At 69.2% G+C, this 22,067-nt stretch carries 26 protein-coding genes and 1 pseudogene; 7 read left to right on the plus strand and 20 right to left on the minus strand.

The window, feature by feature from the left end; translation table 11 throughout:
* Positions 1-46: 46 nt before the first annotated feature.
* From ACPW96_RS15125 to ACPW96_RS15145, 5 genes are all read right to left on the minus strand, one after another.
* Positions 47-871, minus strand: a complete 825-nt coding sequence (locus tag ACPW96_RS15125) for an MBL fold metallo-hydrolase (protein ID WP_425884065.1) — start codon at positions 869-871, stop codon at positions 47-49.
* Positions 872-1,021: 150 nt separating this feature from the next.
* Positions 1,022-1,606: a pyridoxamine 5'-phosphate oxidase family protein gene (locus tag ACPW96_RS15130; protein ID WP_425884066.1), complete on the minus strand. Its 585-nt coding sequence runs from the start codon at positions 1,604-1,606 to the stop codon at positions 1,022-1,024.
* The gene (locus ACPW96_RS15135; protein ID WP_425884068.1) at positions 1,497-1,913 is read right to left on the minus strand and encodes an arsenate reductase ArsC; all 417 of its coding nucleotides are present in this window, start codon (positions 1,911-1,913) and stop codon (positions 1,497-1,499) included. Before ACPW96_RS15135 ends, ACPW96_RS15130 begins: the two co-directional genes overlap by 110 nt.
* A gap of 48 nt (positions 1,914-1,961) precedes the next feature.
* Positions 1,962-2,870 carry a metalloregulator ArsR/SmtB family transcription factor gene (locus ACPW96_RS15140; protein ID WP_425884070.1) on the minus strand — a complete coding sequence of 303 codons (909 nt, stop codon included), beginning with the start codon at positions 2,868-2,870 and terminating at the stop codon, positions 1,962-1,964.
* Between the two features lie 84 nt (positions 2,871-2,954).
* A complete protein-coding gene (locus ACPW96_RS15145; RefSeq protein ID WP_425884071.1) occupies positions 2,955-4,271 on the minus strand; it encodes an NAD(P)-binding domain-containing protein in 1,317 nt (438 codons plus the stop codon).
* Positions 4,272-4,357: 86 nt separating this feature from the next.
* Between ACPW96_RS15145 and ACPW96_RS15150 the strand changes: the two genes are divergently transcribed.
* From ACPW96_RS15150 to ACPW96_RS15165, 4 genes are all read left to right on the plus strand, one after another.
* Positions 4,358-4,708 carry a metalloregulator ArsR/SmtB family transcription factor gene (locus tag ACPW96_RS15150; protein ID WP_425820730.1) on the plus strand — a complete coding sequence of 117 codons (351 nt, stop codon included), beginning with the start codon at positions 4,358-4,360 and terminating at the stop codon, positions 4,706-4,708.
* Positions 4,705-5,394 carry an aquaporin gene (locus ACPW96_RS15155; protein ID WP_425884073.1) on the plus strand — a complete coding sequence of 230 codons (690 nt, stop codon included), beginning with the start codon at positions 4,705-4,707 and terminating at the stop codon, positions 5,392-5,394. Before ACPW96_RS15150 ends, ACPW96_RS15155 begins: the two co-directional genes overlap by 4 nt.
* Positions 5,395-5,500: 106 nt before the next feature.
* Complete coding sequence (locus ACPW96_RS15160; protein WP_425820728.1) at positions 5,501-6,205, plus strand: TIGR00266 family protein; 705 nt, start codon at positions 5,501-5,503, stop codon at positions 6,203-6,205.
* A 96-nt stretch (positions 6,206-6,301) separates the two neighbouring features.
* Positions 6,302-6,508 carry a three-helix bundle dimerization domain-containing protein gene (locus ACPW96_RS15165; RefSeq protein ID WP_425884075.1) on the plus strand — a complete coding sequence of 69 codons (207 nt, stop codon included), beginning with the start codon at positions 6,302-6,304 and terminating at the stop codon, positions 6,506-6,508.
* Between the two features lie 26 nt (positions 6,509-6,534).
* On the opposite strand, the gene ACPW96_RS15170 is transcribed toward ACPW96_RS15165, so the two are convergent.
* The 3 genes and pseudogenes from ACPW96_RS15170 to ACPW96_RS15180 form a co-directional block, all read right to left on the minus strand.
* Entirely contained in the window at positions 6,535-6,720 is a 186-nt protein-coding gene (locus ACPW96_RS15170; RefSeq protein WP_425884077.1) for a hypothetical protein, read from the minus strand.
* Positions 6,721-6,861: 141 nt separating this feature from the next.
* Positions 6,862-7,707 carry an SGNH/GDSL hydrolase family protein gene (locus ACPW96_RS15175; protein WP_425884216.1) on the minus strand — a complete coding sequence of 282 codons (846 nt, stop codon included), beginning with the start codon at positions 7,705-7,707 and terminating at the stop codon, positions 6,862-6,864.
* Positions 7,708-7,755: 48 nt separating this feature from the next.
* Positions 7,756-8,838, minus strand: a pseudogene (locus ACPW96_RS15180) (glycosyltransferase family 4 protein); the annotation flags it as partial.
* Between the two features lie 138 nt (positions 8,839-8,976).
* Between ACPW96_RS15180 and ACPW96_RS15185 the strand changes: the two are divergent.
* Positions 8,977-9,567, plus strand: coding sequence for a DedA family protein (locus tag ACPW96_RS15185; protein ID WP_425820724.1), 591 nt, complete (start codon positions 8,977-8,979; stop codon positions 9,565-9,567).
* An 88-nt stretch (positions 9,568-9,655) separates the two neighbouring features.
* On the opposite strand, the gene ACPW96_RS15190 is transcribed toward ACPW96_RS15185, so the two are convergent.
* From ACPW96_RS15190 to ACPW96_RS15235, 10 genes are all read right to left on the minus strand, one after another.
* Complete coding sequence (locus ACPW96_RS15190; protein ID WP_425820723.1) at positions 9,656-10,420, minus strand: ABC transporter permease; 765 nt, start codon at positions 10,418-10,420, stop codon at positions 9,656-9,658.
* Entirely contained in the window at positions 10,417-11,244 is an 828-nt protein-coding gene (locus ACPW96_RS15195; RefSeq protein ID WP_425820722.1) for an ABC transporter ATP-binding protein, read from the minus strand. Before ACPW96_RS15195 ends, ACPW96_RS15190 begins: the two co-directional genes overlap by 4 nt.
* Positions 11,241-11,615: a DUF1048 domain-containing protein gene (locus tag ACPW96_RS15200; RefSeq protein ID WP_425820721.1), complete on the minus strand. Its 375-nt coding sequence runs from the start codon at positions 11,613-11,615 to the stop codon at positions 11,241-11,243. Before ACPW96_RS15200 ends, ACPW96_RS15195 begins: the two co-directional genes overlap by 4 nt.
* Before the next feature lie 2 nt (positions 11,616-11,617).
* Positions 11,618-11,962: a PadR family transcriptional regulator gene (locus ACPW96_RS15205; RefSeq protein ID WP_425820720.1), complete on the minus strand. Its 345-nt coding sequence runs from the start codon at positions 11,960-11,962 to the stop codon at positions 11,618-11,620.
* 176 nt (positions 11,963-12,138) lie between these two features.
* Positions 12,139-13,422, minus strand: a complete 1,284-nt coding sequence (locus ACPW96_RS15210) for a DUF6716 putative glycosyltransferase (protein ID WP_425884079.1) — start codon at positions 13,420-13,422, stop codon at positions 12,139-12,141.
* Positions 13,419-14,291: an N-acetylneuraminate synthase family protein gene (locus ACPW96_RS15215; protein WP_425820718.1), complete on the minus strand. Its 873-nt coding sequence runs from the start codon at positions 14,289-14,291 to the stop codon at positions 13,419-13,421. The genes ACPW96_RS15210 and ACPW96_RS15215 overlap by 4 nt, the downstream gene beginning before the upstream one ends.
* Entirely contained in the window at positions 14,288-15,502 is a 1,215-nt protein-coding gene (locus ACPW96_RS15220) for a cytidylyltransferase domain-containing protein (protein WP_425884081.1), read from the minus strand. The genes ACPW96_RS15215 and ACPW96_RS15220 overlap by 4 nt, the downstream gene beginning before the upstream one ends.
* Positions 15,499-16,434, minus strand: a complete 936-nt coding sequence (locus ACPW96_RS15225) for a hypothetical protein (RefSeq protein ID WP_425884083.1) — start codon at positions 16,432-16,434, stop codon at positions 15,499-15,501. The genes ACPW96_RS15220 and ACPW96_RS15225 overlap by 4 nt, the downstream gene beginning before the upstream one ends.
* A 195-nt stretch (positions 16,435-16,629) precedes the next feature.
* Entirely contained in the window at positions 16,630-17,526 is an 897-nt protein-coding gene (locus ACPW96_RS15230; protein ID WP_425820715.1) for an SDR family oxidoreductase, read from the minus strand.
* A 46-nt stretch (positions 17,527-17,572) separates the two neighbouring features.
* Positions 17,573-17,968, minus strand: a complete 396-nt coding sequence (locus ACPW96_RS15235; RefSeq protein WP_425820714.1) for a hypothetical protein — start codon at positions 17,966-17,968, stop codon at positions 17,573-17,575.
* A gap of 211 nt (positions 17,969-18,179) precedes the next feature.
* Here ACPW96_RS15235 and ACPW96_RS15240 point away from each other — a divergent pair, with 211 nt between their 5' ends.
* Positions 18,180-18,581 carry a DUF7144 family membrane protein gene (locus ACPW96_RS15240; RefSeq protein ID WP_425820713.1) on the plus strand — a complete coding sequence of 134 codons (402 nt, stop codon included), beginning with the start codon at positions 18,180-18,182 and terminating at the stop codon, positions 18,579-18,581.
* Between the two features lie 66 nt (positions 18,582-18,647).
* Positions 18,648-19,988 (plus strand): ion channel protein, encoded by a 1,341-nt coding sequence (locus tag ACPW96_RS15245; RefSeq protein ID WP_425884085.1) that lies wholly within the window; start codon positions 18,648-18,650, stop codon positions 19,986-19,988.
* Here ACPW96_RS15245 and fdhD read toward each other — a convergent pair.
* Complete coding sequence (gene fdhD, locus ACPW96_RS15250; protein ID WP_425884087.1) at positions 19,942-20,838, minus strand: formate dehydrogenase accessory sulfurtransferase FdhD; 897 nt, start codon at positions 20,836-20,838, stop codon at positions 19,942-19,944. The genes ACPW96_RS15245 and fdhD overlap by 47 nt on opposite strands.
* 93 nt (positions 20,839-20,931) lie before the next feature.
* Positions 20,932-21,996, minus strand: a complete 1,065-nt coding sequence (gene moaA / locus ACPW96_RS15255; RefSeq protein ID WP_425884089.1) for a GTP 3',8-cyclase MoaA — start codon at positions 21,994-21,996, stop codon at positions 20,932-20,934.
* Positions 21,997-22,067 lie beyond the last annotated feature (71 nt).

A 22,067-nucleotide genomic window follows, 5' to 3' on the forward strand; every position in this document is an offset into this window, starting at 1 on the left:
CCTCCGGCCTGGCGAGTCCTGGGCACTCGGCGAGAGCCCGAAGCGCCTATCCGGACTCCTTGTCGCTCGCTGTCTTCGCGGCGAGCCGCTGCACCTGCCATTCATGTACGTCGGAGAGCCAGTACAGCGGGGCCGACGGGCCGACCCGGGGGTCATCGGGATCACGACCGTCGCGCAGAGCCTCGGTGTAGGCCCTGTCCAATTCGATTCGCGTCCGCAGCTGATCACGAGTGCCGACGGAGCCGTGCCCGGGGATGACGACAGCGACGTCGTTCGCCACATCCTCGAAGAGTCGCAGCGCGTCGAGGTAGTCCTCGATCGGATCGGCGGCCTCCAGGTCGAGGAAGGGCATCAGGATGTCGGAGAGCATGTCGCCCGCGACCAGGACGCCCCGGTCTTCGATCAGCAACGCTGCATGACCAGGAGCATGCGCCCGATGCTCGATGATGCGGATCGATGGGCCGCTCCAGGGAATGCGCTCGGCCTGTGCGGGCAGACCGGTGATCAGACCGAGCAGCTCCATGGGAATCTCGTCGGCGTGCTCCGGCGGCAATCCCTCGGCGATGCGGTCCTTCCAGTCGGCTTTCGACAGCGCTTCTCGGATGGATGACGCACCACGGGCGGTCCCGTAGCGCGGCGCATCGCCCAAGTCCGGGTGCCAGAGCACGTGGTCCCAGTCGGGATGCGTGGAGAAGCCCGCCACGACGGGCCTGCCCAGCCCGCGGATCTCGGCCGCGAGGGCCGCCAGCTCGTTTTCCGTGATGCCCGGGTCGATGAGCAGCACGCCGTCCGCACCCTGCACGACTACCGCATTGCTCTGGAGGAACTCGCTCTCGTGCACCAGCACGCCCTCCGCCACCTGCTTCAGCATCGGATGCCTTCCGCTCGTCATCTGCACCGCTCATCGAGACGCTACCGGGTGCCGAACTGCTCGAACAGGGAGGGCCGGGCCTCTGGCAGGAGATGATGGCCGAACTGCGTCGCTCGCGCCTCGATCTGGACCTCCCGCCGGCTGAGGGGCCTAGACCCTGATCCGCTCGTCGTGGTCGTCGAGCACGAACGAGTCGAGCGTGAGGGCGCGGTAGAGGCGATGTTTGGCCGCTCCGCTCAGTTGGGCCCTCCCCCACTCGCGCAGTCCGCTCTCGAGCGAACGCGCGTTGTAGACGGAGAGCGCATCCTCGAACGTGGCGTCATCGACGGGCCCGGCATCCGCCGAGACGTAGAGCGCGCTCCCCTCGCCAGGCGCCTTGCTCGAATCGAAGATCACAAGTGACACGCGTGGATTCTCGGCGATGTTTCGCGAGTGTCGCGCGCCCGGCTTCGACGCCCAGACGAAGAGGTCCAGCTCCCGCGCGGCGAACCAGACCGGGGTTGCCCACGGCATCCCATCGGCGCCGTCGCAAGTGTGAGGTACGAGTTCTCCGATACGAGGGCGCGCGCGAGCCGCTCCGGATCGAGGGCAGCGTTGTCGGCCATCTCGTATGGGCGGTCGCCGCTCACGCCGCTCCGCGTTCCGGAAGCAGGTCCGCCACCAGCGCCGCGATGCGGGCGCGGATCTCATCCCGGATGGGCCGGACGGCGTCGATGCCCTGACCGGCCGGGTCATCCAGCTCCCAGTCCTCGTAGCGCTTGCCGGGGAAGATCGGGCAGGCGTCACCGCAGCCCATCGTGATGACCACGTCGGACTCCCGCACGGCGTCGACCGTCAGGATTTTGGGCGTGTGAGCGCTGATGTCGATGCCCTCCTCGGCCATCGCCTCGACCGCGACCGGGTTGATCGTGTCCTTCGGCGCGGAGCCGGCGGAGAGGACCTCGACGTCGTCGCCACCGAGCGCACGGAGGTATCCCGCGGCCATCTGGGATCGGCCCGCATTGTGCACGCAGACGAACAGGACGGTGGGCTTATCGGTCATCGGAGTCTCGCTCTCTCTCTCTCTCTCTCGGAAAGCATAGACCGGTACCTATTTGTTATGGGGAACGGAGCCTGAACTCTGCGGGACGAGTTCGTTCAGCAAGCCACCCACCCGGAACTCGATGTCGTCCCGGATGGCGCGCACCCGCTCGATCGGCTTGCCCACGGGGTCCTCCAGGTCCCAATCGAGGTACCGGCGCCCGGGATAGATCGGGCACGCATCTCCGCATCCCATGGTGACGACGACGTCGGCGGCACGAACAGCTTCGTCCGTGAGTGGCTTGGGGAACTCGCCCCCGAGCGGCACACCGATCTCGTCGAGCGCGGCGACGATGGTGTGACGCACCTCCCCCGCGGGCTCGGAGCCGGCCGTTGAGACGGCGACCCGGTCGCCCGCGAGCTGGCGGAGGATCCCCGCAGCGAGCTGCGACCGGCCGGCGTTCTGCACACAGACGAACAGCACCCGCGGGACGCCCGTCGCGGTGGACTCGGCGCGGGCCAGCGCTTCCAGCCGCGTTGCGGCGAACGTCGCCGTCCGGCTCGCCAGCATCGATGACCTCGGTCCGCGCGCGAGCAGTTCGCAGCTCTCCACGACCTTCGCATGCACCGTCTCCCGGCCGAAGACGCCACGGAAGCGGACGGCGAGATCGTCGGCGATCCGATCCAGGTCGGGCTTAGTCTCGGCGGGGAACCGGTCGCCCAGCAGGGCGTCGACGCGGTCGGCATGCACGGTCGCGATCGAGTACCAGACTCGCCTGCCCTCCGGCTCGCGCACGACCACACCATCGTCGTGCAGCGCCTTCATATGATGGCTGACGGTCGGCTGACGGAGCGAGAGCGCCTCTGCAAGCCGACCGACGAGTGCGCGACCGCCCTCGGAATCACGGATCAGACGCAGGATCCGGGCGCGCGTCGGATCTCCCAGCGCCGTCAAGGCGAGCGCATCCCCCTGATCCATAGACGACAGTCTATCTACAGGGATCAGGGCCCGTCCGTCGCGACGGCACCGCTTCGCCGTTCGATCAAAATCGTGTCTCTCCACTCAGGAGCAGCAACCGCCTCCATCGCCGAGATCGGTGGAGCAGACCCCGGTCGCCGGCAGCACGAGTTCGACGTTCGCGGCCGATGCGGTGTCACCCGCCAGCCATGCCGTCACAGACCGCACCTGCTCGTATCCGGTGGCGAGAAGGAAGGTCGGGGCGCGGCCATAGGACTTCATCCCCACGATGAAGAAATCCTGCTCGGGATGGGTGAGCTCGCGGAAACCGTGAGGCTCGACGGTGCCGCACGAGTGGACGTTGGGGTCGATGAGCGGAGCGAGGCGCTTGGGAGCCTCCACGATCTCGTCGAGCTCCAGCCGGATCTCACGCAGGATGTCGAGGTCCGGGCGGAATCCCGTGGCATTGACGACCACGTCGGTGGCGTGGGCGACCACTTCGCCGTTCCGGTGGCCGACCAGTTCCACGGCCTCGGAGGTGCGGCGGCCACGGATGATCTCGAACCCGTCGAGGACGTCGATCAGGCCGTCGGCGACTGCCTGATCCACCCTGCTGCCGAGCCGGGCGCGGTCGGCGAGCTCGTCATCCGTGGATGCTGAGACGCGCACGGCCTGGGCGTTGCGGATCAGCCAGGTGATCGATGTCCCGGGCTCCTGCCTGGCCAGCTCGACCAAGCCAAGCAGAGTGTTGGCGGCGGAGTGACCCGCGCCGACGACGGTGGCGCGGCGCCCGGCGAACCGCCCGCGGTCGTGGCCGAGAACGTCCGGGAGGGCCGGGGTGACCGCTTCCGAGATCTCGCCCATGCCCAGCAGTTCCAGCCCGCTGGAGGAGAGCGAGTTCGGCGAGAGATACGTCCCGGAGGCGTCGATCACCGCGCGCGCCGCGATCTCTTCGACGGTGCCGTCCGATGTGCGGATGCGCACGGCGAACGGCGTGGCCGCGCGTCCGCGGGTACGCGTGCGGTCCATACCCTCACGGGTGACGCCGAGGACGTGGACGCCGGTGCGGACTCGGGACGCGATGGGCTCCACGTCGGCGAGCGGGGCGACGTACTTCTCCACCAGTTCGGTGCCGGTCGGCGCGCGCTCGGGATCGGGCAGCTCCCAGCCGCGCTCTTGGAGCAGACGGCGGGATGCCGGGTCCACGAGGTGCTTCCAGGGCGAGAAGAGCCGGGTGTGACCCCACGCCCGCACGCTTGCCGCCACCTCGTCGCCCGCTTCTAAGACGACGAAGTCGATACCGCGCTCGACCAGGTTCGCCGCAGCGGCCAGCCCGATCGGGCCTGCGCCGATGATGGCGACCGGAAGCGTCGACGATCGATTCGTCGTCGCCGCGCGGGGTGTGAGATCGAGCAGTGTCACAGGAGCCTCCACGGATATCGATCAACTTCGATACTCGATTTTGCCTGCGTGTATCGATATCTGTCAATATCGATTAGTCTCGATGTATGACCACGATGCTCGAGGTGACCGATGTCACCGCCGGCGCCTGCTGCACCCCCCTCGTGCGCGAACCTCTGAGCGCCCCCGAGGCGGAGCAGCTTGCGACGACGATGAAGGCACTCGCCGATCCGGCGCGCCTGCGTCTGCTCTCCATCGTGGCGGTCTCGGAGAACTCTGAGGCATGTGTGTGCGACCTGATCGAGCCGATCGGGCTGAGTCAGCCCACGGTGTCGCACCACCTCAAGATCCTGACGACGGCGGGCTTCTTGACCCGCAGCAAGCGCGGAACCTGGGCTTATTTCAGGCTCGTTCCCGGGGCCTTGGACCGGATCTCTCAGCTCCTCGCAGCCACGTGAGCCACACCGCACGCGCTGCCGCCGGAGAGTTCCTCGGCAGCGCAGGACTCGCCGCGATCGTGGTCGGCTCAGGGATCGCGGCCCAGCGCCTCTCCCCCACGGACATCGGCCTGCAGCTGTTCGAGAACGCATTCGCCACGGCCCTCGGCCTCACCGTCCTGATCCTCGTGTTCGCCTCCGTCTCGGGCGCGCACTTCAACCCCGTCGTCACGCTCGTCGACATCGCGCTGCATCGACGCGAGTGGGCCACGGCCGCCGTCTACGTACCGGTGCAGGTGCTCGGATGCATCGCAGGAGCAGTGCTCGCGAACGTCCTGTTCGCGGCGCCGACGGTCCAGTGGAGCACCACCGAGCGCTCCCGCTGGCCGCTGCTGCTCTCGGAGGTGGTGGCGACAGCGGGACTCATCCTCGTCATCTTCGCCTTGGTGCGCACCGGGCGATCGCACCTCGCCGGCCCGGCCGTGGGCGCCTACATCGGCGCCGCGTACTTCTTCACGTCCTCGACCAGCTTCGCCAACCCGGCCATCACCGTCGGGCGCATGTTCACCGACACGTTCGCCGGGATCGCGCCGGCATCCGCGCTGCCCTTCGTCTTCGCCCAGGTCGTCGGGGCGGCACTCGGCTGGGCGGCTGTGCGCTTCTTCTTCCCCATGGCGGTGCCCGAGCCGGCGGTTGTCCCCGGCTGATGGCGGCGGTGTGCGTGGTAGGCGGGATCCTCGTCGTACTGGGGTAACCGAACAGCCGATGCGGGCAACCGGCCTCCACGACCCCCTGCGCGCATACAGTGGCCTCATGCAGCCCGTCATCGCCGGAACGACCATGCCGATTCTCGAGATCACGCTCGAGCCGGGAGAATCGATCGTCGCCGAAGGCGGTGACGTCGCCTGGCTCAGCCCTGGAATGCAACTCGACACGTCCACCGCGCACGGCAGCGGTGGGCAAGGCGGATTCATGAGCGGCCTCAAGCGGGTGCTCGGCGGCGCGCAGCTCTTCCTCACGCGCTACACCGCCCCCAACGGCGGGATGGTCGCCTTCGCCGCCCAGCTCCCCGGCACCATCCGCGAGGTCGCGATCGACGCGGCCGACACATTCATGATCCAGTCCGGTTCGTACACCGCCAGCACCACGCAGGTCGAGGTCTCGGTGGCACTGCAGAAGAAGCTCGGTGCGGGGATCTTCGGCGGCGCGGGCGTCGTCTTCCAGAAGCTTTCGGGCGAGGGCAGGGCCTGGGTGCAACTCGCCGGCGAGATCACCGAATACGAGCTGAAGGCAGGCGAGTCGCTGCTCATCCACCCCGGGCACCTGGCGATGTTCCGCGCCGAGATGCAGCTCGAGTTCGCCAGCATCAAAGGAATCAAGAACAAGTTCTTCGGCGACTCGCTCTTCCTCGCGCAACTCCACGGCCCCGGACAGGTCTGGCTTCAGTCGATGAACCCCGCCAAGCTGGCGGCAGCGATCGAGCCCTATCTCCCGGACCGCAACCCCGACCGAGCCTGAGCGGAAACGGCTCTCAGCCGGGCCGCGAGATGCGTCCTCCGCGCGACGGCTTCGGGCGGTAACGTGGGCGGACATTCGCTTGCCCGGGAGATCCACATGACACAAGAACCCCCTGACGCAGAGCTCACCATCAACGAGATCGCCGAACGGCTCGGAGCCCAATTTCCCCAACTTCCGGCATCCACGATCCAGGGCGTCGTGACCGAGGCGTACGACGAACTGAAGGACGCGAGGGTGCGCGATTTCGTCGAGGTGCTCGTCGAGAAGCAGGCCAAGAAGCAGCTGAAGCACATCCAGCCCTGAGGCCGGTCCGCGACGGCCCGCTCCCCTCAGAGATCTGGAGAGCCGGCCGCCGCCCGAGCGGCCGAGGCCGTTCGGAGATCGGTATGCAGGCCGCTCCGAGCCGCCGCGCGGCTCTCCTCCCTCCGCAGGGTGGACGCGTACACGAAGCCGAACACGGCTACGACGACCGGGATGGGGACAAGCGCCCAGCTCACCGCGGCCCAGTCATCCACAGCTCGTTCCTCTCCGGCGAACGGAACGAACGCCGGAGGACTGCGATGGCGCTCGCTTCCGCTCCAGCGAACCGCCCCGAGGTTAACGCCGGGGTGAACCGCAGGTGACGAATAGTCGACGGGCGCGGGGCGCCGCTATCCCTACCCGTCGATGCGGCTGCCCGATGCGCGCCGGATCAGGACCAGGTCGGTGTGCTTGGGCACAAGACCGTCGCCGGCAGTGCGGCCTTGCAGCCGTCGCTTCGCCCACGGCACCGCGTGGCGCAGGAGCCAGGCGGTTCGCGTCATCGCCGTCGGCTCGACGTCGGCCTCCTCGGCGTGCAGCAGCTGCTCGAGCCGGCCGAGCGGACCCGCGTCGGGCACGCCGAGGCGCGCAGCCGCCTCGTAGGCGAGCAGTCTGTGCCCGCGGGAGTTCAGATGCACGGCGTCGTCCGCCCACAGCGATGTCATGCTGACCGCGGGCACCGCTTCGAGGTCGAGCAGCACGGCCCCTGTCGAGCGCGCGAGGCCGCGCAGCTGCGAGTTGAAGCGGGCGAAGCGCCGGGCGAGTAGGCGCGACGCGCGCCTTCGCGGCAGGAACGGGGTGACCAGCAGCACATCGCAACCGGATTCGCGCAGACGGCGTACTCCATCCCCCAGACGTGCGGCGAGCGCCTCGGGGTCCGCCCGCAGCCGCACGAGGTCGTTCCCGCCGACCAGCACCGATACCAGATCCGCCTTCAGTTCGAGCGCGCGCGGAATCTGGTCGCACACCACGTGCTCGACGAGACGGCTGCGCACCGCGAGGTTCGCGTACCGCAAGCCGGCACCGGACGAACCCGAGTGAGCGAGCAGCTGCGCCAGCCGGTCCGCCCAGCCGCGATACTCCCCCGCCGGCATTCTCGATCCGTCGCTGAGGCCTTCCGTCACGGAGTCGCCGAGCGCGACGTATCGACGGATGCCGCTCTGCGGAACAGCGGGGGTTGACAGGCCCGGTCGTTCTCCCACCCTGCTGAGCCGGCGCTCATCAATCCGCTGCAGGGCTGCGGCGTCGGCATAGTGCTCGAGAAGCCGATCGCCGAGGGCCTCCCAGGATCGCCCGAGCACTCCCGCCCGCCCGGCCGCTCCCAGCGCCCTCGCCTTGACGTGGTCGCCCGCGAGGTCCGCGACCGAGGCGCGCAGCGCCGACAGGTCGCCCGGGGGGTACAGCCACCCGTTGATGCTGTTCTCCACCAGATCGACGGGACCGCCTCGGCCGGTCGCGACAACGGGAACGCCGCTGGCCAGAGCCTCTTGCACACCCTGGCAGAACGTCTCGCTCTCACCAGGGTGCACGAACACATCGAGGCTGGCGAGCGCCTCGGCGAGCTGAGCGCCGCCGAGGAATCCCGTGAAGACGGCCCGCGGAAGCTCCCGTTCCAGGCGCGCGCGTGCGGGGCCTTCGCCGATGATCACGAGCCTCACCCCGGGGAGATCGCTGAGGACGCGGAGGTCCTCGACCTGCTTCTCGGGTGCCAGACGGCCGGCATAGCCGACCAGCGTCTGTCCGGGCGCGAGCTGCGCCCGCCACCGTCCGCCGCGCCGCTCGGGGTTGAATCGCTCGAGATCCACGCCCCTTCCCCACAGCCGAACGCGATCGATCCCCAGCCCGTCCAACTGCGACGCGGCCGGCGTCGAGGGGGCGAGGGTGAGGGTCGTCCGGCGGTGCAATCTGCGGATGTGGGCGGCGACGAGAGCCGCTCCGCCCGGCACCCCGTACTTGGCGGCGTACGCGATCACATCGGTCTGGTAGATGGCCACCGAAGGGACCCGCAGCAGATTCGCCGCCACCGCACCGTGCCATCCGAGCACCAGCGGCGACGCGAGATGCACGACGTCCGGGGCGAAGTCGGCGAGCAGCCGTGTGACGTGCGGCGTGCTGACGACCGCCACCCGCACCTGCGGGTAGGACGGCAGCGACAGCGAGGGAATCCGCCTCGTCGGAGCGACCGGCACTCCCGCGCTCGCACCACCCGGGCCCGGGGCGATGACGAGCACCTCGTGGTTCCTCTTCTCGAGATGCGTCAGCACCTGAAGCACCGAATTGGTGACGCCGTTCATGTGTGGAAGGAAGGACTCGGCCAGCAGCGCGACTCTCACGGTTAAAGAGTGGCGCGGCAACGGCGGCGCCGCCGGCGCGGGCGGCGCCTTCGGCGGAGAGTTCATCGGCCGCTCCCGTCGCCTTAACCGACCGGCCCCGTTCGGCAACCATTCACGCGCGACTGCTACTCAGGACTCGTGATCGACGACCTTCTCTCGGACCTCGCCGCGGGGCCTTGGGCGCTCCCGCTTCTGTTCGCGATGGTCTTCGGCGACGCCTTCCTCGTCGTGATCCCGGGCGAGGCGGCCGTGACGGGCTTCGCGGCGCTGTCGGTCGTCAGCGGCGAGCCGCCCCTGGCCGCTGTCGTCGTGGTTGCAGGCGTGGCCGCCTTCGCCGGAGATGCGACGTGTTACGTGATCGGCCGCACCGTCGGGCTCGACAGGTGGAGTTGGACAGGCAGACCACGACCCCGCGCGCTGCGCGCCTGGGCGACGCGGCGGCTGACCAGAAGCACCGCGGCGATCGTCTTCACCGCCCGATTCATCCCGTTCGCGCGGATCGCCGTGAATCTGACGGCCGGCGCCGAACGGGTGCCGGCGCCGCGTTACCTCGCGCTCTCGGCGCTCGCGGCGTTCGCGTGGGCGACCTATCAGGCCTTCATCGGCGCGGCTGTCGCCCGCGTGCTGCCCGACTCGCCGGTCGCTGCCGTCGTCCTCTCGATCGCCGTCGCCCTCGGTATCGGCTGGGCCTTGGATGCCGTGCTGAACAGGCGCCTCACGCGGAGCTAGGAATCGCAGGCCCGTGCTCGATCACAGACGACGCCGCCCGCTCCCGGAGTGGGAGCGGGCGGCGTTCGGCCGTTGCGAGGTGGGCGCGTCAGCTGATCTTGCGCCGGTAGATCGCGATCGCGAACCCATACGCGACGATCAGGATGCCGACGAGCCAGGCCAGGGCGACCCAGATGTCGGTGCCGACCGGCTGCTGGTCGAACAGCGCCCGCAGGGTGTCGACGATCGCGGTCACCGGCTGGTTCTCGGCGAACCAGGCGACCGGAGCCGGCATCGTGTCGGTGGGCACGAATGCGGAGCTGATGAAGGGGAGGAAGATCAGCGGGTAGCTGAACGCGCTCGCTCCATCCACCGTCTTCGCGGAGAGCCCCGCGATCACGGCGATCCAGGTGAGTGCGAGGGTGAACAGGATCAGGATTCCCGCGACCGCCAGCCACGCGCCGAGCGATGCACCCGTCCGGAACCCCAGGACCACACCGACGGCGATGACGATGGCGACCGACACCAGGTTCGCGGCGAGGGACGTGAAGACGTGGGCCCACAGCACGCTCGATCGTGCGATCGGCATGGACTGGAAGCGTTCGAAGATGCCGCCCTGCATGTCGAGGAACAGCCGGTACGCGGTGTACGCGACGCCGGATGCGATGGTGATGAGCAGGATGCCGGGAAGCATGTAGTCGATGTACGACTCCTGCGATCCTGTGTTGATCGCGCCGCCGAACACGTAGGTGAAAAGGAGCATCAGCGCGATCGGGGTGACCGCGGTGGTGATGATCGTGTCGGGGCTGCGCAGGATGTGGCGAAGCGAGCGGCTTGTCAGGACGGCCGTATCGCCGAGCACGTGGGTGGTCATCGGGGTTCCTTTCCTGGTGCGAGGGAGCCGTCCTTGCGTTCCTCTTCGCTGGCGTCTGATTCGCCTGTCTCGCCGACGAGGGCGAGGAAGACGTCCTCGAGCGACGGCTGCTTCTCGATGTATTCGACCTTGGCCGGCGGGAGAAGTCGCTTGAGTTCGGCAAGGGTGCCGTTCTGGATGATCGTGCCCTTGTGCAGAATCGCGATGCGATCCGCCAGCTGCTCCGCCTCATCGAGGTACTGGGTGGTCAGCAGGACGGTGGTGCCGCCCTTCGCGAGTCCCTTGACCGTCGCCCACACCTCGAGCCGCGCCTGCGGGTCCAGGCCGGTGGTCGGCTCGTCGAGGAAGATGATCGGCGGGTCGCCGATCAGGCTCATGGCGATGTCGAGCCGGCGGCGCATTCCGCCCGAGTACGTCGCGGCCCTGCGACCGCCCGCCTCGGTGAGGGAGAACCGTGCCAGGAGATCGTCGGCGATCGCGCCGGGGTTCTCCAGGTGACGGAGCTTCGCGACCAGTACCAGGTTCTCGCGGCCGGTGAGCACTTCGTCCACCGCGGCGAACTGGCCGGTCAGGCTGATCGACTGGCGGACGTCACCCGGCTGGCCGGCGACGTCGAACCCGTGCACCGCAGCTGACCCCGCGTCGGCCTTCAACAGGGTGGCCAGGATACGCACCACCGTGGTCTTGCCGGCGCCGTTGGAGCCGAGAAGGGCGAAGATGCTGCCCGGTGCGACGTCGAAGTCGACCCCGCGAAGAACATGGAGGTCCTTGAATGACTTCTCCATGCCCTGCACGCGGATGGCTGGTTGGATGGCGGTGGTCATCGTTCCTCCTCCTTGCCGAGTCCCCGGATGGTCTCCGTCAGGCGGGCGCGCTCCTTGTCGATCCAGCGCTTTCCCGCGTAGGCGGCCGCGAACGCCTCCGCGAACTCGACCGGGTCGTCGCCGACGATCTCATCGACGGGCGTCCCATCGGCGGCGGTCCGCTCCCACAGGTCGGCGAAGTCGTTCAGCATCGTCATCATCATCGTGGGGTCGCCGTCGGTGATCCCGCCGTTGTACATGAAGTAGCGCTCGAAGGCCTTGGCAGCCGTTCCGTACGGCTCCGGCAGCGCCGCGATGCGGGCCTTGTACTGCCGGTACGCCTTCTTGTCGTCGAGCGATCCCGTCAGGAATTCGATCCACTTTGCGGCCATGATCACTTCTCTCCTTGGTCTTGATGTGTGCCGTGGAGCTGTTCGATACGTTCTGCGAGGAAGCTCCAGGTCCTCCAGAACTCGGCCAGTTGTTCGCGCCCTTGCGCGTTGATCGAATACACCTTTCGCGGTGGTCCCTTCTCGGAGGGGACCTTCTCGACGTCTACGAAACCTCGCTGCTCGATGCGGACGAGGAGGGCGTAGACGGTGCCTTCGACCAGGTCGGCGAAGCCCTGCTCACGCAGGCGCGCCGTGATCTCGTACCCGTAGGCGGGGCTTCCGGCCACGACCGCGAGCACGATGCCCTCGAGCGTGCCCTTGAGCATCTCCGTCATCTGATTGGCCATCTCCGACCCCCCATCTACTCTGTGTTGCTGACTACTAGTAGACGGTAACACTAAGTACCGGTAGTTAGCAACACTGAATAGCAGATCGATCTGCGAGCGCCCCGCAGCGGCCGCCCATCGAGGCCGGCAAGCCCGAGGCTGCGGGCCGGCGACGTGGTGCCGGGGCTCCTGGACTCTCAGCGAACGGAGCGCTGAAGCGCGGGGCGGATCGGTGTCGGAATCGCGGGCTCCGCAGGCGGGGGGTGATGAGCCGCCAGCCTGGCGACGCGCACAAGCGGGGTTCCCACCACGAGGGCGAAACACCCGACCGCGCTGCGGTCGAGCCTGCCCAGCACCTGCTTGCGTTCCCAGGCATCGCGCAGGCGTCCCCCGCGCCGGACGAGCGGAGGATGCCGCTGGAGAGCACCGCTGCGCCGGAGTGCGACCGATTCGTCGAGCGCACCGATCCAGTCATCATCGCCAGGATCATGGAAGTAGTTGTCTCGAAGCCAGGACGGCTCCGGATGCCGGAACGCGCGGTCGATGACCGCATCCTCGTGGGCGAACAGTCCGCTCTCGCGGAAGACCGTGTTGATCAGGTCCGCCTCGACGCCGAACGTGTCGAGCGCGATGACCGGGATGCGGCGGGCCACGGCCTCGATCGCGGCGGTCGAGCTGACGGTGACGAGCCCCTCTGCGGTGTCGAGGGCCCGAGCCATCGGCCCGCGGGAGATCACGAGGTTCGAAGGAAGGGCGCCGAGCTCACCCAGCAGCTCCGGATAGCCGTCGCGCTCGGCGTGGGTCTGGCTCTCACCTTTCACGGCGCGCACCTTGACCACCACCCTCCTGGACGGATCCGCCGTCGCTGCGGCCACGAGCATCCGGGCGATCCGCGTGCGATCGGCCCGCTCAAGAGGAACGACGGCCTGGGCCGCGAAGACGAGATCCGTGCTGCGAGCACCGGACGTGGGTCCCGACCCGATCTGGGCGAAGGGCAGGCGCGACAGGGCGAAGCGCTGCTCGAACCCCTTCTCGACGGCGAGCTCGCCGAACTCGCGCACCTCGCGGTGGGAGTGCAGGACGAAGAGGTCGCATTGCGTGCGGTACAGGAGCGCCTTGCGGGTGGCGGGGATCGAGATCCCCGGCAGGCCGGTGACGATCACCGCCGAGGGCACCGCGGCCGCGACCAGGCGCGCGAGCACCCGCACGAGCGGGCCCCTCGCCGCGAGCAGCACGGCGTCGGGCTGCCGGCGCGAGAGCGCGCCGGCCAGCGCGTCGTACGCCACGCGTCGCACACGACGGCTGTCCAGACCGCTGCCCGTCAGCGCCGCCGACTGCTGGGCGGCGCTGACCACCAGCGGGGTCTCGAGCACCAGCATCCGCGCATCGATCGCGTCGGGACGAGAGCCGAGCAGGGCGGCGCCCCACTTCACGTAGGAATCGGTGTCGGCGATGCCGACGACACGCAGCGGGCGTGTCACACCGGAACGCGACGCAGCTTCGCCATCGGGGCGCGCTCACCGGGGAAGACGCGCTTGACGCCATCGCCGAGGGCGGTCTCGATGATCCGGATGTCGCGCACGAGGTGCGCGAGGCCCGCCGGCTCGAGCGAGGCCGCGTGGTCAGAGCCCCACATGGTGCGGTCCAGGGTGATGTGACGCTCGACCGCCACCGCACCGAGCGCGACGGCGGCGAGGGAGACCTGCAGGCCGCGCTCGTGTCCTGAGTAGCCCACCGGCACCCCGGGGTACCGATCGCGAAGGACCGGGATCACGCGGAGATTCGCCTCCTCAGGCTCCATCGGATAGGTGGACGTGGCATGCAGAAGGATGAGCCGGTCGGTGCCGAGCACGTCGATCGCGGCGTCGATCTGCTCGATCGTCGACATGCCCGTGGAGAGGATGATCGGCTTTCCGGTGTCGCGCAGCGCGACCAGAAGATCGATGTCGGTCACGCTCGCCGAGGCCACCTTGTGGGCCATCACCCCCAGGTCCTCGAGAAAGGCGACGCTGGGAACATCCCATGGTGACGCGAACCACTCGAGGCCGCGCAGAAGCGCGTGGTCGCCGATTTCGATGTACTCGTCGCGGCCGAACTCGACGCGGCGTCGGTAGTCGAGGTAGGTCATCGTGCCCCACGGCGTCTCGCGCAGCACCTCGCGCATGTGGTGGGGGGTGGAGATCTCGGGGGTGCGCTTCTGGAACTTGACGGCGTCGGCGCCGGCGTCGGCGGCGACGTCGATCAGCCGCTTCGCGATGTCCACGTCGCCGTTGTGGTTCAGCCCGATCTCGGCGATGACGTAGGCGGGGCGACCCCCGCCCACCACGCGGGTTCCGATGGTGACAGTCATTGCTGGTTCCTTTCGGCCGGTACGGCGCTCTCGTCGGGCAGGGGCGAAGGACGGCGAGCGCGCAGCACGCGGTCGGCGAGCTCTCGAACTGCTCCCGCACCTCCCGGCCTCGCGACCACCGCCCTGGCCGCGGCGAGCACGAGAGGATGAGCGTCCGGCACCGCGACGGGCCACCCGACCAGCTCGAGGCAGGCGAGATCGTTGATGTCGTTTCCCAGGTACGCGATGCGCGACAGCGGGATGCGCCGACTGGACGCCCACTCCCGAAGGGCTGCGGCCTTGTCGTCGAGGCCCTGGCGCACGTCAACGCGCAGCTTCGCCGCTCGGGCCGACACGACCGGGCTCTCCTCCGTCGAAAGGATGAGCACCGGAATCTCCGCCCGGCGAAGACGCGCGATGCCCATGCCGTCCGAGCGGCTGACGCGCACGTATTCGCGGCCGTCCGAACCGATGGTCGCGGTGTCGTCGGTGTGCACGCCGTCGAAGTCGGTCACCACGGCGTCGGCGTGGATCGCCTCGCCGGCGTCGGCCACGGCGACGAGCGGCGCGATCGCCCGCGCCAGGGCGAGCTGCTCCTCCGAGTCGATCTCGAGCGCCGTTCGCTCGGGGACAGGGACGAACCCGGTGCGTCCGAAGAACCGGTGGCGGGCGTCGCGGAAGCCGGCGGCATCCATCACGTAGAACGCGCCGGTCTCGAGGAAGTGCGGCTCGCGATCCTGCCGGCGCGGGCGGTGCTCGCGGTCGTGGCCGAGGGCCTTCGCATCGCCCTTCTTGCCCCGCGACCAGAGGAATCCGTAGCTTTCGGTCGCGCTGAACGCGCTGTCGAAGGTGTGACTCTCGACCAGGTCCACCGCGTCGGCGAGCGCCGACACGTCGATGAACGGCGAGGTGGCCTGGAGGAACGCCAGCACGCCCACCTCGACGCCGCTCGCGTCCAGGTGTGCGAGGGCATGGAGCAGGGCGCTCTCGGATGGCGCCGTGTCGCCCGCCAGGTGGGCCGGCCGGTGCACGATCTCGGCTCCCCACTCCTGCGCCGCGGCCGCGATCTCGGCATCGTCGGTGGAGACGAGCACCCGATCGATGCGGTCCGACGCCAGCGCCGCGGCGATGGCGCGCCCGACGAGGGGCACGCCGCCCACTCGTCGGAGATTCTTGCGCGGGACACCCTTCGATCCGCCCCGGGCGGGAATGACCGCCACCGTCTCCCTCATCGCAGAACCCTCTCTCGGCACCCTTCGCCAGGCGCCCATTCCCGGATCACGCTGCCGGTCCCCTCGAGCACCAGGGGCAGCGTGGTCGTCGTGCTCGATGCGAGCGTGAGCACCTCGAGTGGGCGCGATGCGCCCGCCAGCACGAGCTCAGCAGGAAGGCGCAGATCGCTGATGCGCACGCCGGGGATGGCCCGCACGGCATCCAGCTGCGTCACCGGCTCCCGCCGGTGGGGCAGGTAGGTGAGCGGGGCGATGGATGCCTCGGCGGCGACCCACGCGAGATACACGGCCAGGTCGAGCCGCCCGTCGACGGGTCGTGCGCTGCCGAGCAGCACGCGACCCGATGGGGTGACGTCTTCCCTCGTGCCGCGGGTGGCGCTCTTGCGCGTCCATTCGAAGCGGTGCGACTCCAGCCGCACGCCGCGCTCCTGCAACGCCTCGCGGCGGTTCAGCCCGAGCTGGAAGGCCGTGAACATCTCCAGCGCACCGACGCGCGCCCGATCCAGCAGCAGCTCGAGTGCGAACGGCGCGGCGAGCGTCGTCGCTCCGCGTTCATGCACGCCGGGGCGCACGTAGTCCCGTCGCCCGAGCAGCGTGTCGGCGAACGCGAGAGAGTTGGCGCCGTCATCCAGCAGCGTCACACGCCGCGGTCGGAGCACCGCGGCCGCGAGGCGGAACTGACCCGAGAAGGCGTCGCCGACCAGCCAGTGCCGGTTCTCGGCGAGAAGGCGCCACGGGATGCCGATGTAGGGCTCGAGGCGACCGAACATCGCCTTCCTCGCGACGAGCTCGTCCGCCGTCTCGGACATTTGATCGGTGAGGCGTCCGGCGATGGGCACGCGCTGCCCATGCGCAGCGGCCCACTCGGCCGCTCCGACGAGCTGCAGCGGGGACTCGACCCAGGCGATGATCGACGGCGCGTCGCGATGCACGACACCTCCCGCTTCCCCGACCGAGGACCGGCCGTGCGGCCCATCGTGCGGGGTGCGGATGAATGGCGGCGGCGGTGCACGTGTCGCGCGCGGGAAGAAGAGGTGAACCGTGCGTATCGCACTTCGCAGCGGCCGGCGCTTCGCGCGCGAAGGGCGGATGCCGCGGCTCGCGCGGCATCCGCCCTTCGTCTGGACCTACGGTGTCGGCGACCCTCCGGTCACGCTCAGCGTCTCGCCGGCGACGTAGCTCGACTCCGGCGACGCGAGGAAGACGTACGCCGGCGCGAGCTCGGCCGGCTGACCCGCCCGCCCCAGCGGCGTCTGCTCACCGAAGGAGGGGATCTTCTCCTGCGGCTGACCGTCGCTGACCTGCAGCGGCGTCCAGATCGGCCCCGGTGCCACGGCGTTCACCCGGATGCCCTTCGGCGCGAGCTGCTGGGCCAGCGCCTTCGTGAACGCGTTGATCGTGGCCTTCGTCGACGCGTAATCGACCAGGATCTCGGACGGCTGGTATGCCTGGATCGACGTCGTGTTGATGATCGTCGAGCCGGGCTTCAGGTGCGGCAGCGCCGCCTTCGTGATCCAGAACATCGCATACACGTTCGTCTTGAACGTGTCGTCGAACTGCTGGTCATCGAGCGTCGCGAGGTCCTCGTTGTAGATCTGCTTGCCGCCGTTGTTCACGAGGATGTCGAGCCCGCCGAGGCCTTCGACGGCGCGAGCGACGAGGTCGCGGCAGTACGAGGGGTCCTTCAGATCGCCGGGCAGGGTGAGCACCGTGGCGCCGGCGTCCTGCAGGATGCCGGCGATGCGCTGTGCATCCGGCTCCTCCTCGGGCAGATACGACATCGCCACATCGGCGCCCTCGCGCGCGAAGGCGATCGCCGTCGCCGCCCCGATGCCCGAGTCGGCGCCGGTGATGAGCGCTTTGCGACCGGTCAGGCGGCCGGTGCCCCGGTAGGTGCTCTCGCCGAGATCCGCCTTCGGCGTCAGCTCGGCGTCGAGGGCGGGCTCCGGCTGGTGCTGCTTGTCGGGGCTGAAGTCCGCGTAGAGCTCAGCGGGGTTGGTCAGGGTGTACTGGTCCCTTGTCATCTCTCTCTCCTTCTCTGGTGGTTCCGCCCTGGTGGGGCGGTGCGGGTCAATGACCGCGCAGCCTGTCTTCGTCGACGAGATCGCGGATCGTCAGCGCGGTCCTCACCAGCGCGAGGTGGCTGAGCGCCTGGGGCAGGTTGCCGCAGAAGGCGTTGTCGGATGCCGAGATCATCTCGGCGAAGATGTGCACGTCGTTGCCGAGTCGTACGAGTTCGTCCATGGCGGCGATGCCCTCGTCGTGGCGCCCGACGCACACGAGCGCCGCCGCCCGCTCGTCGAGCAGCCGCCCGAAGACGGGCATGTCGTCGAGGCCGGGCAGCGGCATCCAATCGATCTGCCCCCTCAGCCCGACGAGCGCGACCGTCCGCCCGTCGCCGATGGGCGCGTACGAGCGGAGGTACTCACCGCCCGTGGCGCTGCGTCGCTCGACATCACCCGGCATGCCACCACGGTAAGTACGGTCTGCTGGATCCCGTCGGGGGTTGCACCGGGGCCTGCGAATCGATACAGGCGTGTGGACAGACGGACGGGCGAGGCGTCGGGTCACGCCGTCTGCATGATGCGAGGCCCTGCCACGCCGAATAGCTTGTGAGACGCACCGCCGGGGGGCCCTGCAGTGCGGTCCGCATCCACTCGAGACAGGACGGAACACCATGACCACAGTGACAAGGACCGGATGGGTCGGTTGGGGCATCTTCGCGGGGGTGATCCTCCTCGTGAGCGGCTTCTTCAGCGTCATCCAGGGGATCGTGGCACTCGTCGGGCCCGACACCTACTTCGCCCTCGCCGGCGGTTCGCTCTTCCTCTTCGACGTGCAGGGCTGGGGCTGGTGGAACATCATCCTCGGAGCCCTGCTGGTGCTGACCGGAGCCGCTCTCCTCGCCGGGCAGACGTGGGCCAGGGTCATCGCCGTGATCCTCGCCGTCCTGAGTGCCGTCATCCAGCTGCTGCTCATTCCCGCGCAGCCATGGTGGTCGTTCATCGTCATCGCGATCGACGTGCTGATCATCTACGCACTGACGGTCCACGGACGGGAGATGCGCGAGGTCGCGTAGCCCTGCTGCGTGGTACGTTCCCACTCACGCGGACGTTCCATCGTTCCGGAGGGAGCACGACCCACCATGAGCCTCGCCATCCCCGATACGGATCCGAACGTCACCCCGAAGCGCCTCGCGGTGCTCGCCGTGCCGGCCATCCTGATCGGAGTGCTGAGCGCGCTGGTCCTGTGGACGCTCGAACAGGCCGCGGATCTGCTGGGCGGAGTGCTCTACAAGGCGCTGCCGGGGGCACTCGGCGTCGACCCGTCCGGCTGGTGGATCATCGTGGTGCTCACCGCGACGGGTCTCGCCGTCGGCATCACGCTCACGCTCCTGCCCGGGCACGGCGGACCCGACAGCGCGACGACCGAGCTGATGGGTCCCCCGCTGCCGCTGAGGACCCTCCCCGGACTGGCGCTTGCGACCATCCTGAGCCTCGCCGGAGGCGTGAGCCTTGGACCGGAGAATCCGATCATCGCGATCAACGCCGCGGTGGTCGTGGCCATCCTCGCGCGGCTGATCCCGAAGGTGCCGGTGCAGCTGGCCATCCTTCTGGCCGGCGCCTCGACCATCGGCGCCCTCTTCGGGACCCCGGTGGCTGCGGCACTGCTGTTCACCGGCATCCTCGCAGCGCTGAAGGCCGGCGGCTCGCTCTGGGACCGCCTCTTCCTTCCCGTTGCCGCGGCCGGCGCCGCCGCCGTCACGATGCACCTCCTCGGGGCACCGCCCTTCGCGTTCGATCTTCCGGACTACGGAGCACCGCAGGCGATCGACTTCGTCACGGGCTCGCTGCTCACCTGCGCGATCGTGCTCGTCGGGCTGGTGATGCTGTACGCCTTCCCGCTCGCCTATCGGGCGATGCATGCGCTCCGGCATCCGATTCTCATCACGACGTTCGGTGGCCTGATCCTCGGCATCCTGGGCTTTCTCGGCGGGCCCATCACGATGTTCAAGGGCCTCACCCAGATGGGAGAGCTGCTGAAGGATCCCGGCGCATACGACGCCGGTCAGCTCGCCGTGATCGCCGGGATCAAGATCCTGGCGCTTCTCATCGCCGCATCCGCGCTCTTCCGCGGCGGCCGGATCTTCCCCGCCACCTTCGTGGGAGTGGCGCTCGGCCTGCTGGGCAATGCGCTCTTCCCATCCATCCCGATCGGCTTGGCGGTCGCGTGCGGGGTCATCGGCATCCTGGTCGTCGTCACCCGCGACGGATGGCTGGCGCTCTTCATCGCAGCGGCGGTCGCCGGAGACATCACACTGCTGCCGATACTCTGCGTCATCATCCTGCCCGCGTGGCTGCTCGTCACGGCGGCTCCCGAGTTCCGCATCGTTCCGCCTGCCGATCCTGCGACCGCGGATGCTCCGAGGGCCGCGCCCGCTACGAAGCAGTCGAAACGGGCTCGCGGCGGCGCACCGACGTCGTGACCCGCTCGGGGTGCGTGTAGACGTTCATCGAGGCGCCCCGCAGGAACCCGACGAGAGTGAGACCGGATGCGTCGGCGAGCTCGACCGCGAGCGATGACGGCGCCGAGACTGCCGACAGCATCGGGATGCCTGCCATCACGGCCTTCTGCACGAGCTCGAAGCTCGCGCGGCCCGACACCATCAGCACATGGCCGCTCAGTGGCAGCCGGTCGTTGAGCACGGCCCAGCCGACGACCTTGTCCACGGCGTTGTGTCGTCCGACATCCTCGCGCAGCACGACCAGCTCGCCGGTGTTCGCGTCGAACAGGCCGGCGGCGTGCAGGCCGCCGGTCTTGTCGAAGACGTCCTGCTGGGCTCGGAGCGTATCGGGGAAGGTCGTGAGCAGCGCGGCGGACACGGTCGCGGCATCCGCCCGCGCGTCGTAGGAGGAGACCGTCTCGACGGCCTCGATGCTGGCCTTGCCGCAGAGACCGCACGAGCTCGTCGTGTAGAAGTTGCGGGCGAGGTCGGGGTCCGGAGGGGCGACCCCCGTGCCGAGGGTGACATCGAGCACGTTGTAGGTGTTCTCGGCGCTGGAGATGCCGACCGCGCCCGTGCCCGGACCGCCGCAGTGGATCGCGGAGCGGAAGTCGGAGCCGCGGGCGATCACTCCCTCGGAGACGAGGAAGCCGACGGCGAGCTCGACGTCGTGTCCCGGCGTTCGCATCGTGATCGCCAGCGACGTTCCGCCGACGCGGATCTCGAGCGGCTCCTCGACGGCGAGCGTGTCGGAGCGCCGGCGCTCGTTGTCACCGTCGGTTTCGGATACCGTGATGCGCGTGATCGGCCGCCGCGCCGTGATGCGTCCCATGGTGCAATGCTAGGCGCGCGGGGCGGCGTTGACGCGGGGGGAGCCGTTGGGCGGTGGCGGCGGTCGGGCGTCCGTGGGCTGGTGTGCCCGGGCTCAGCCGCCGATGGCGTTCATCCCGCGAGCCGGCTGCAGGAAGCTCGGGTCGTTGATGGCGTGCCCCGGCAGTTTGCCCCAGACGCACGCGCGCAGCACGGACTCGATGCCCGCGGCATCCGGGTTTCCGTCGCTCGAGCGCAGCACGGGAATCAGGTCGAACTCGCTCGTGGAGAAGAGGCAGTTGCGCAGCTGTCCGTCGGCGGTCAGTCGCAGCCGGTCGCAGTTGCCGCAGAAGGGCGCGGTGACCGACGCGATGACGCCGACGGTGTGCGGGCCGCCGTCCAGCATCCATGTCTCGGCGGGCGCTCCGCCTCGGCCCGGGATCGGGTCGAGCCGCCAGCGAGCGGACAGGGAGTCGAGGATCTCGTCGCGGGTCACCATCGTCTGGCGGTCCCAGGTGTGCCCGGCATCCAGCGGCATCTGCTCGATGAAGCGCAGCTGCGCGTCGTGTGCGGTGGCGAACTCGACGAGCTCGACGAGTTCGTCATCGTTGACGCCGCGCATCGCCACGGCGTTCAGCTTGAGCGGACGGAGAGGGGATGCCGCGGCCGCCGCGATGCCGAGCAGCACATCGTCGAGGCGATCGCGGCGGGTGAGATCGTGGAAGCGATCCCGGCGGATCGTGTCGATGGAGATGTTCAGGCGGTGCAGGCCGGCGTCGATCAGGGCAGGCAGGAACTCGGGCAGGCGGATGCCGTTGGTCGTCATCGCGATGGTGACCGGTCCGGACGGGTCCTCGATGCGCGAGAGTCGTCGCACGACCTCGACGATGTCGTTCCGCAGAAGGGGCTCCCCGCCGGTGAGGCGGAACGTCGTGATCCCGGCGCCGGCCGCCACCCTGGCGACCGTCTCGATCTCATCGAGCGTCAGGATGCTGGAGCGGGCGAGCCATTCGTTGCCCTGCTCGGGCATGCAGTAGGTGCACCGCAGTGAGCACCGGTCGGTGAGCGAGATGCGGAGGTCGCGATGGATGCGTCCGTGCGTGTCGACGAGAGCGCCGGCGGGGGGCGCGACGGTGGTTGTCGGGGTCCGCGGCGCGATCGTGACGGGAATCGCAGCCATGCTTCGAGGGTACGCGCTGGCGGGGGCTGCGTCGGCGGGTCGGTTGCCGGTGTGGGGCTGCGCCGCGGGTC

The organism is Micromonospora sp. DT81.3 (assembly GCF_049847225.1).
Taxonomy (GTDB): Bacteria; Actinomycetota; Actinomycetes; order Actinomycetales; family Microbacteriaceae; genus Microbacterium.

Coding starts and splice junctions, on each gene's coding strand:
- ACPW96_RS15125 (WP_425884065.1), bottom strand. CDS start 871: ATGCTGAAGCAGGTGGCGGAGGGCGTGCTGGTGCACGAGAGCGAGTTC.
- ACPW96_RS15130 (WP_425884066.1), bottom strand. CDS start 1,606: ATGACCCGGCCGGTCAGGGCATCGACGCCGTCCGGCCCATCCGGGATG.
- ACPW96_RS15135 (WP_425884068.1), bottom strand. CDS start 1,913: ATGACCGATAAGCCCACCGTCCTGTTCGTCTGCGTGCACAATGCGGGC.
- ACPW96_RS15140 (WP_425884070.1), bottom strand. CDS start 2,870: ATGGATCAGGGGGATGCGCTCGCCTTGACGGCGCTGGGAGATCCGACG.
- ACPW96_RS15150 (WP_425820730.1), top strand. CDS start 4,358: ATGACCACGATGCTCGAGGTGACCGATGTCACCGCCGGCGCCTGCTGC.
- ACPW96_RS15160 (WP_425820728.1), top strand. CDS start 5,501: ATGCAGCCCGTCATCGCCGGAACGACCATGCCGATTCTCGAGATCACG.
- ACPW96_RS15165 (WP_425884075.1), top strand. CDS start 6,302: ATGACACAAGAACCCCCTGACGCAGAGCTCACCATCAACGAGATCGCC.
- ACPW96_RS15190 (WP_425820723.1), bottom strand. CDS start 10,420: ATGACCACCCACGTGCTCGGCGATACGGCCGTCCTGACAAGCCGCTCG.
- ACPW96_RS15195 (WP_425820722.1), bottom strand. CDS start 11,244: ATGACCACCGCCATCCAACCAGCCATCCGCGTGCAGGGCATGGAGAAG.
- ACPW96_RS15200 (WP_425820721.1), bottom strand. CDS start 11,615: ATGGCCGCAAAGTGGATCGAATTCCTGACGGGATCGCTCGACGACAAG.
- ACPW96_RS15205 (WP_425820720.1), bottom strand. CDS start 11,962: ATGGCCAATCAGATGACGGAGATGCTCAAGGGCACGCTCGAGGGCATC.
- ACPW96_RS15215 (WP_425820718.1), bottom strand. CDS start 14,291: ATGACTGTCACCATCGGAACCCGCGTGGTGGGCGGGGGTCGCCCCGCC.
- ACPW96_RS15220 (WP_425884081.1), bottom strand. CDS start 15,502: ATGAGGGAGACGGTGGCGGTCATTCCCGCCCGGGGCGGATCGAAGGGT.
- ACPW96_RS15230 (WP_425820715.1), bottom strand. CDS start 17,526: ATGACAAGGGACCAGTACACCCTGACCAACCCCGCTGAGCTCTACGCG.
- ACPW96_RS15235 (WP_425820714.1), bottom strand. CDS start 17,968: ATGCCGGGTGATGTCGAGCGACGCAGCGCCACGGGCGGTGAGTACCTC.
- ACPW96_RS15240 (WP_425820713.1), top strand. CDS start 18,180: ATGACCACAGTGACAAGGACCGGATGGGTCGGTTGGGGCATCTTCGCG.
- ACPW96_RS15245 (WP_425884085.1), top strand. CDS start 18,648: ATGAGCCTCGCCATCCCCGATACGGATCCGAACGTCACCCCGAAGCGC.
- fdhD (WP_425884087.1), bottom strand. CDS start 20,838: ATGGGACGCATCACGGCGCGGCGGCCGATCACGCGCATCACGGTATCC.
- moaA (WP_425884089.1), bottom strand. CDS start 21,996: ATGGCTGCGATTCCCGTCACGATCGCGCCGCGGACCCCGACAACCACC.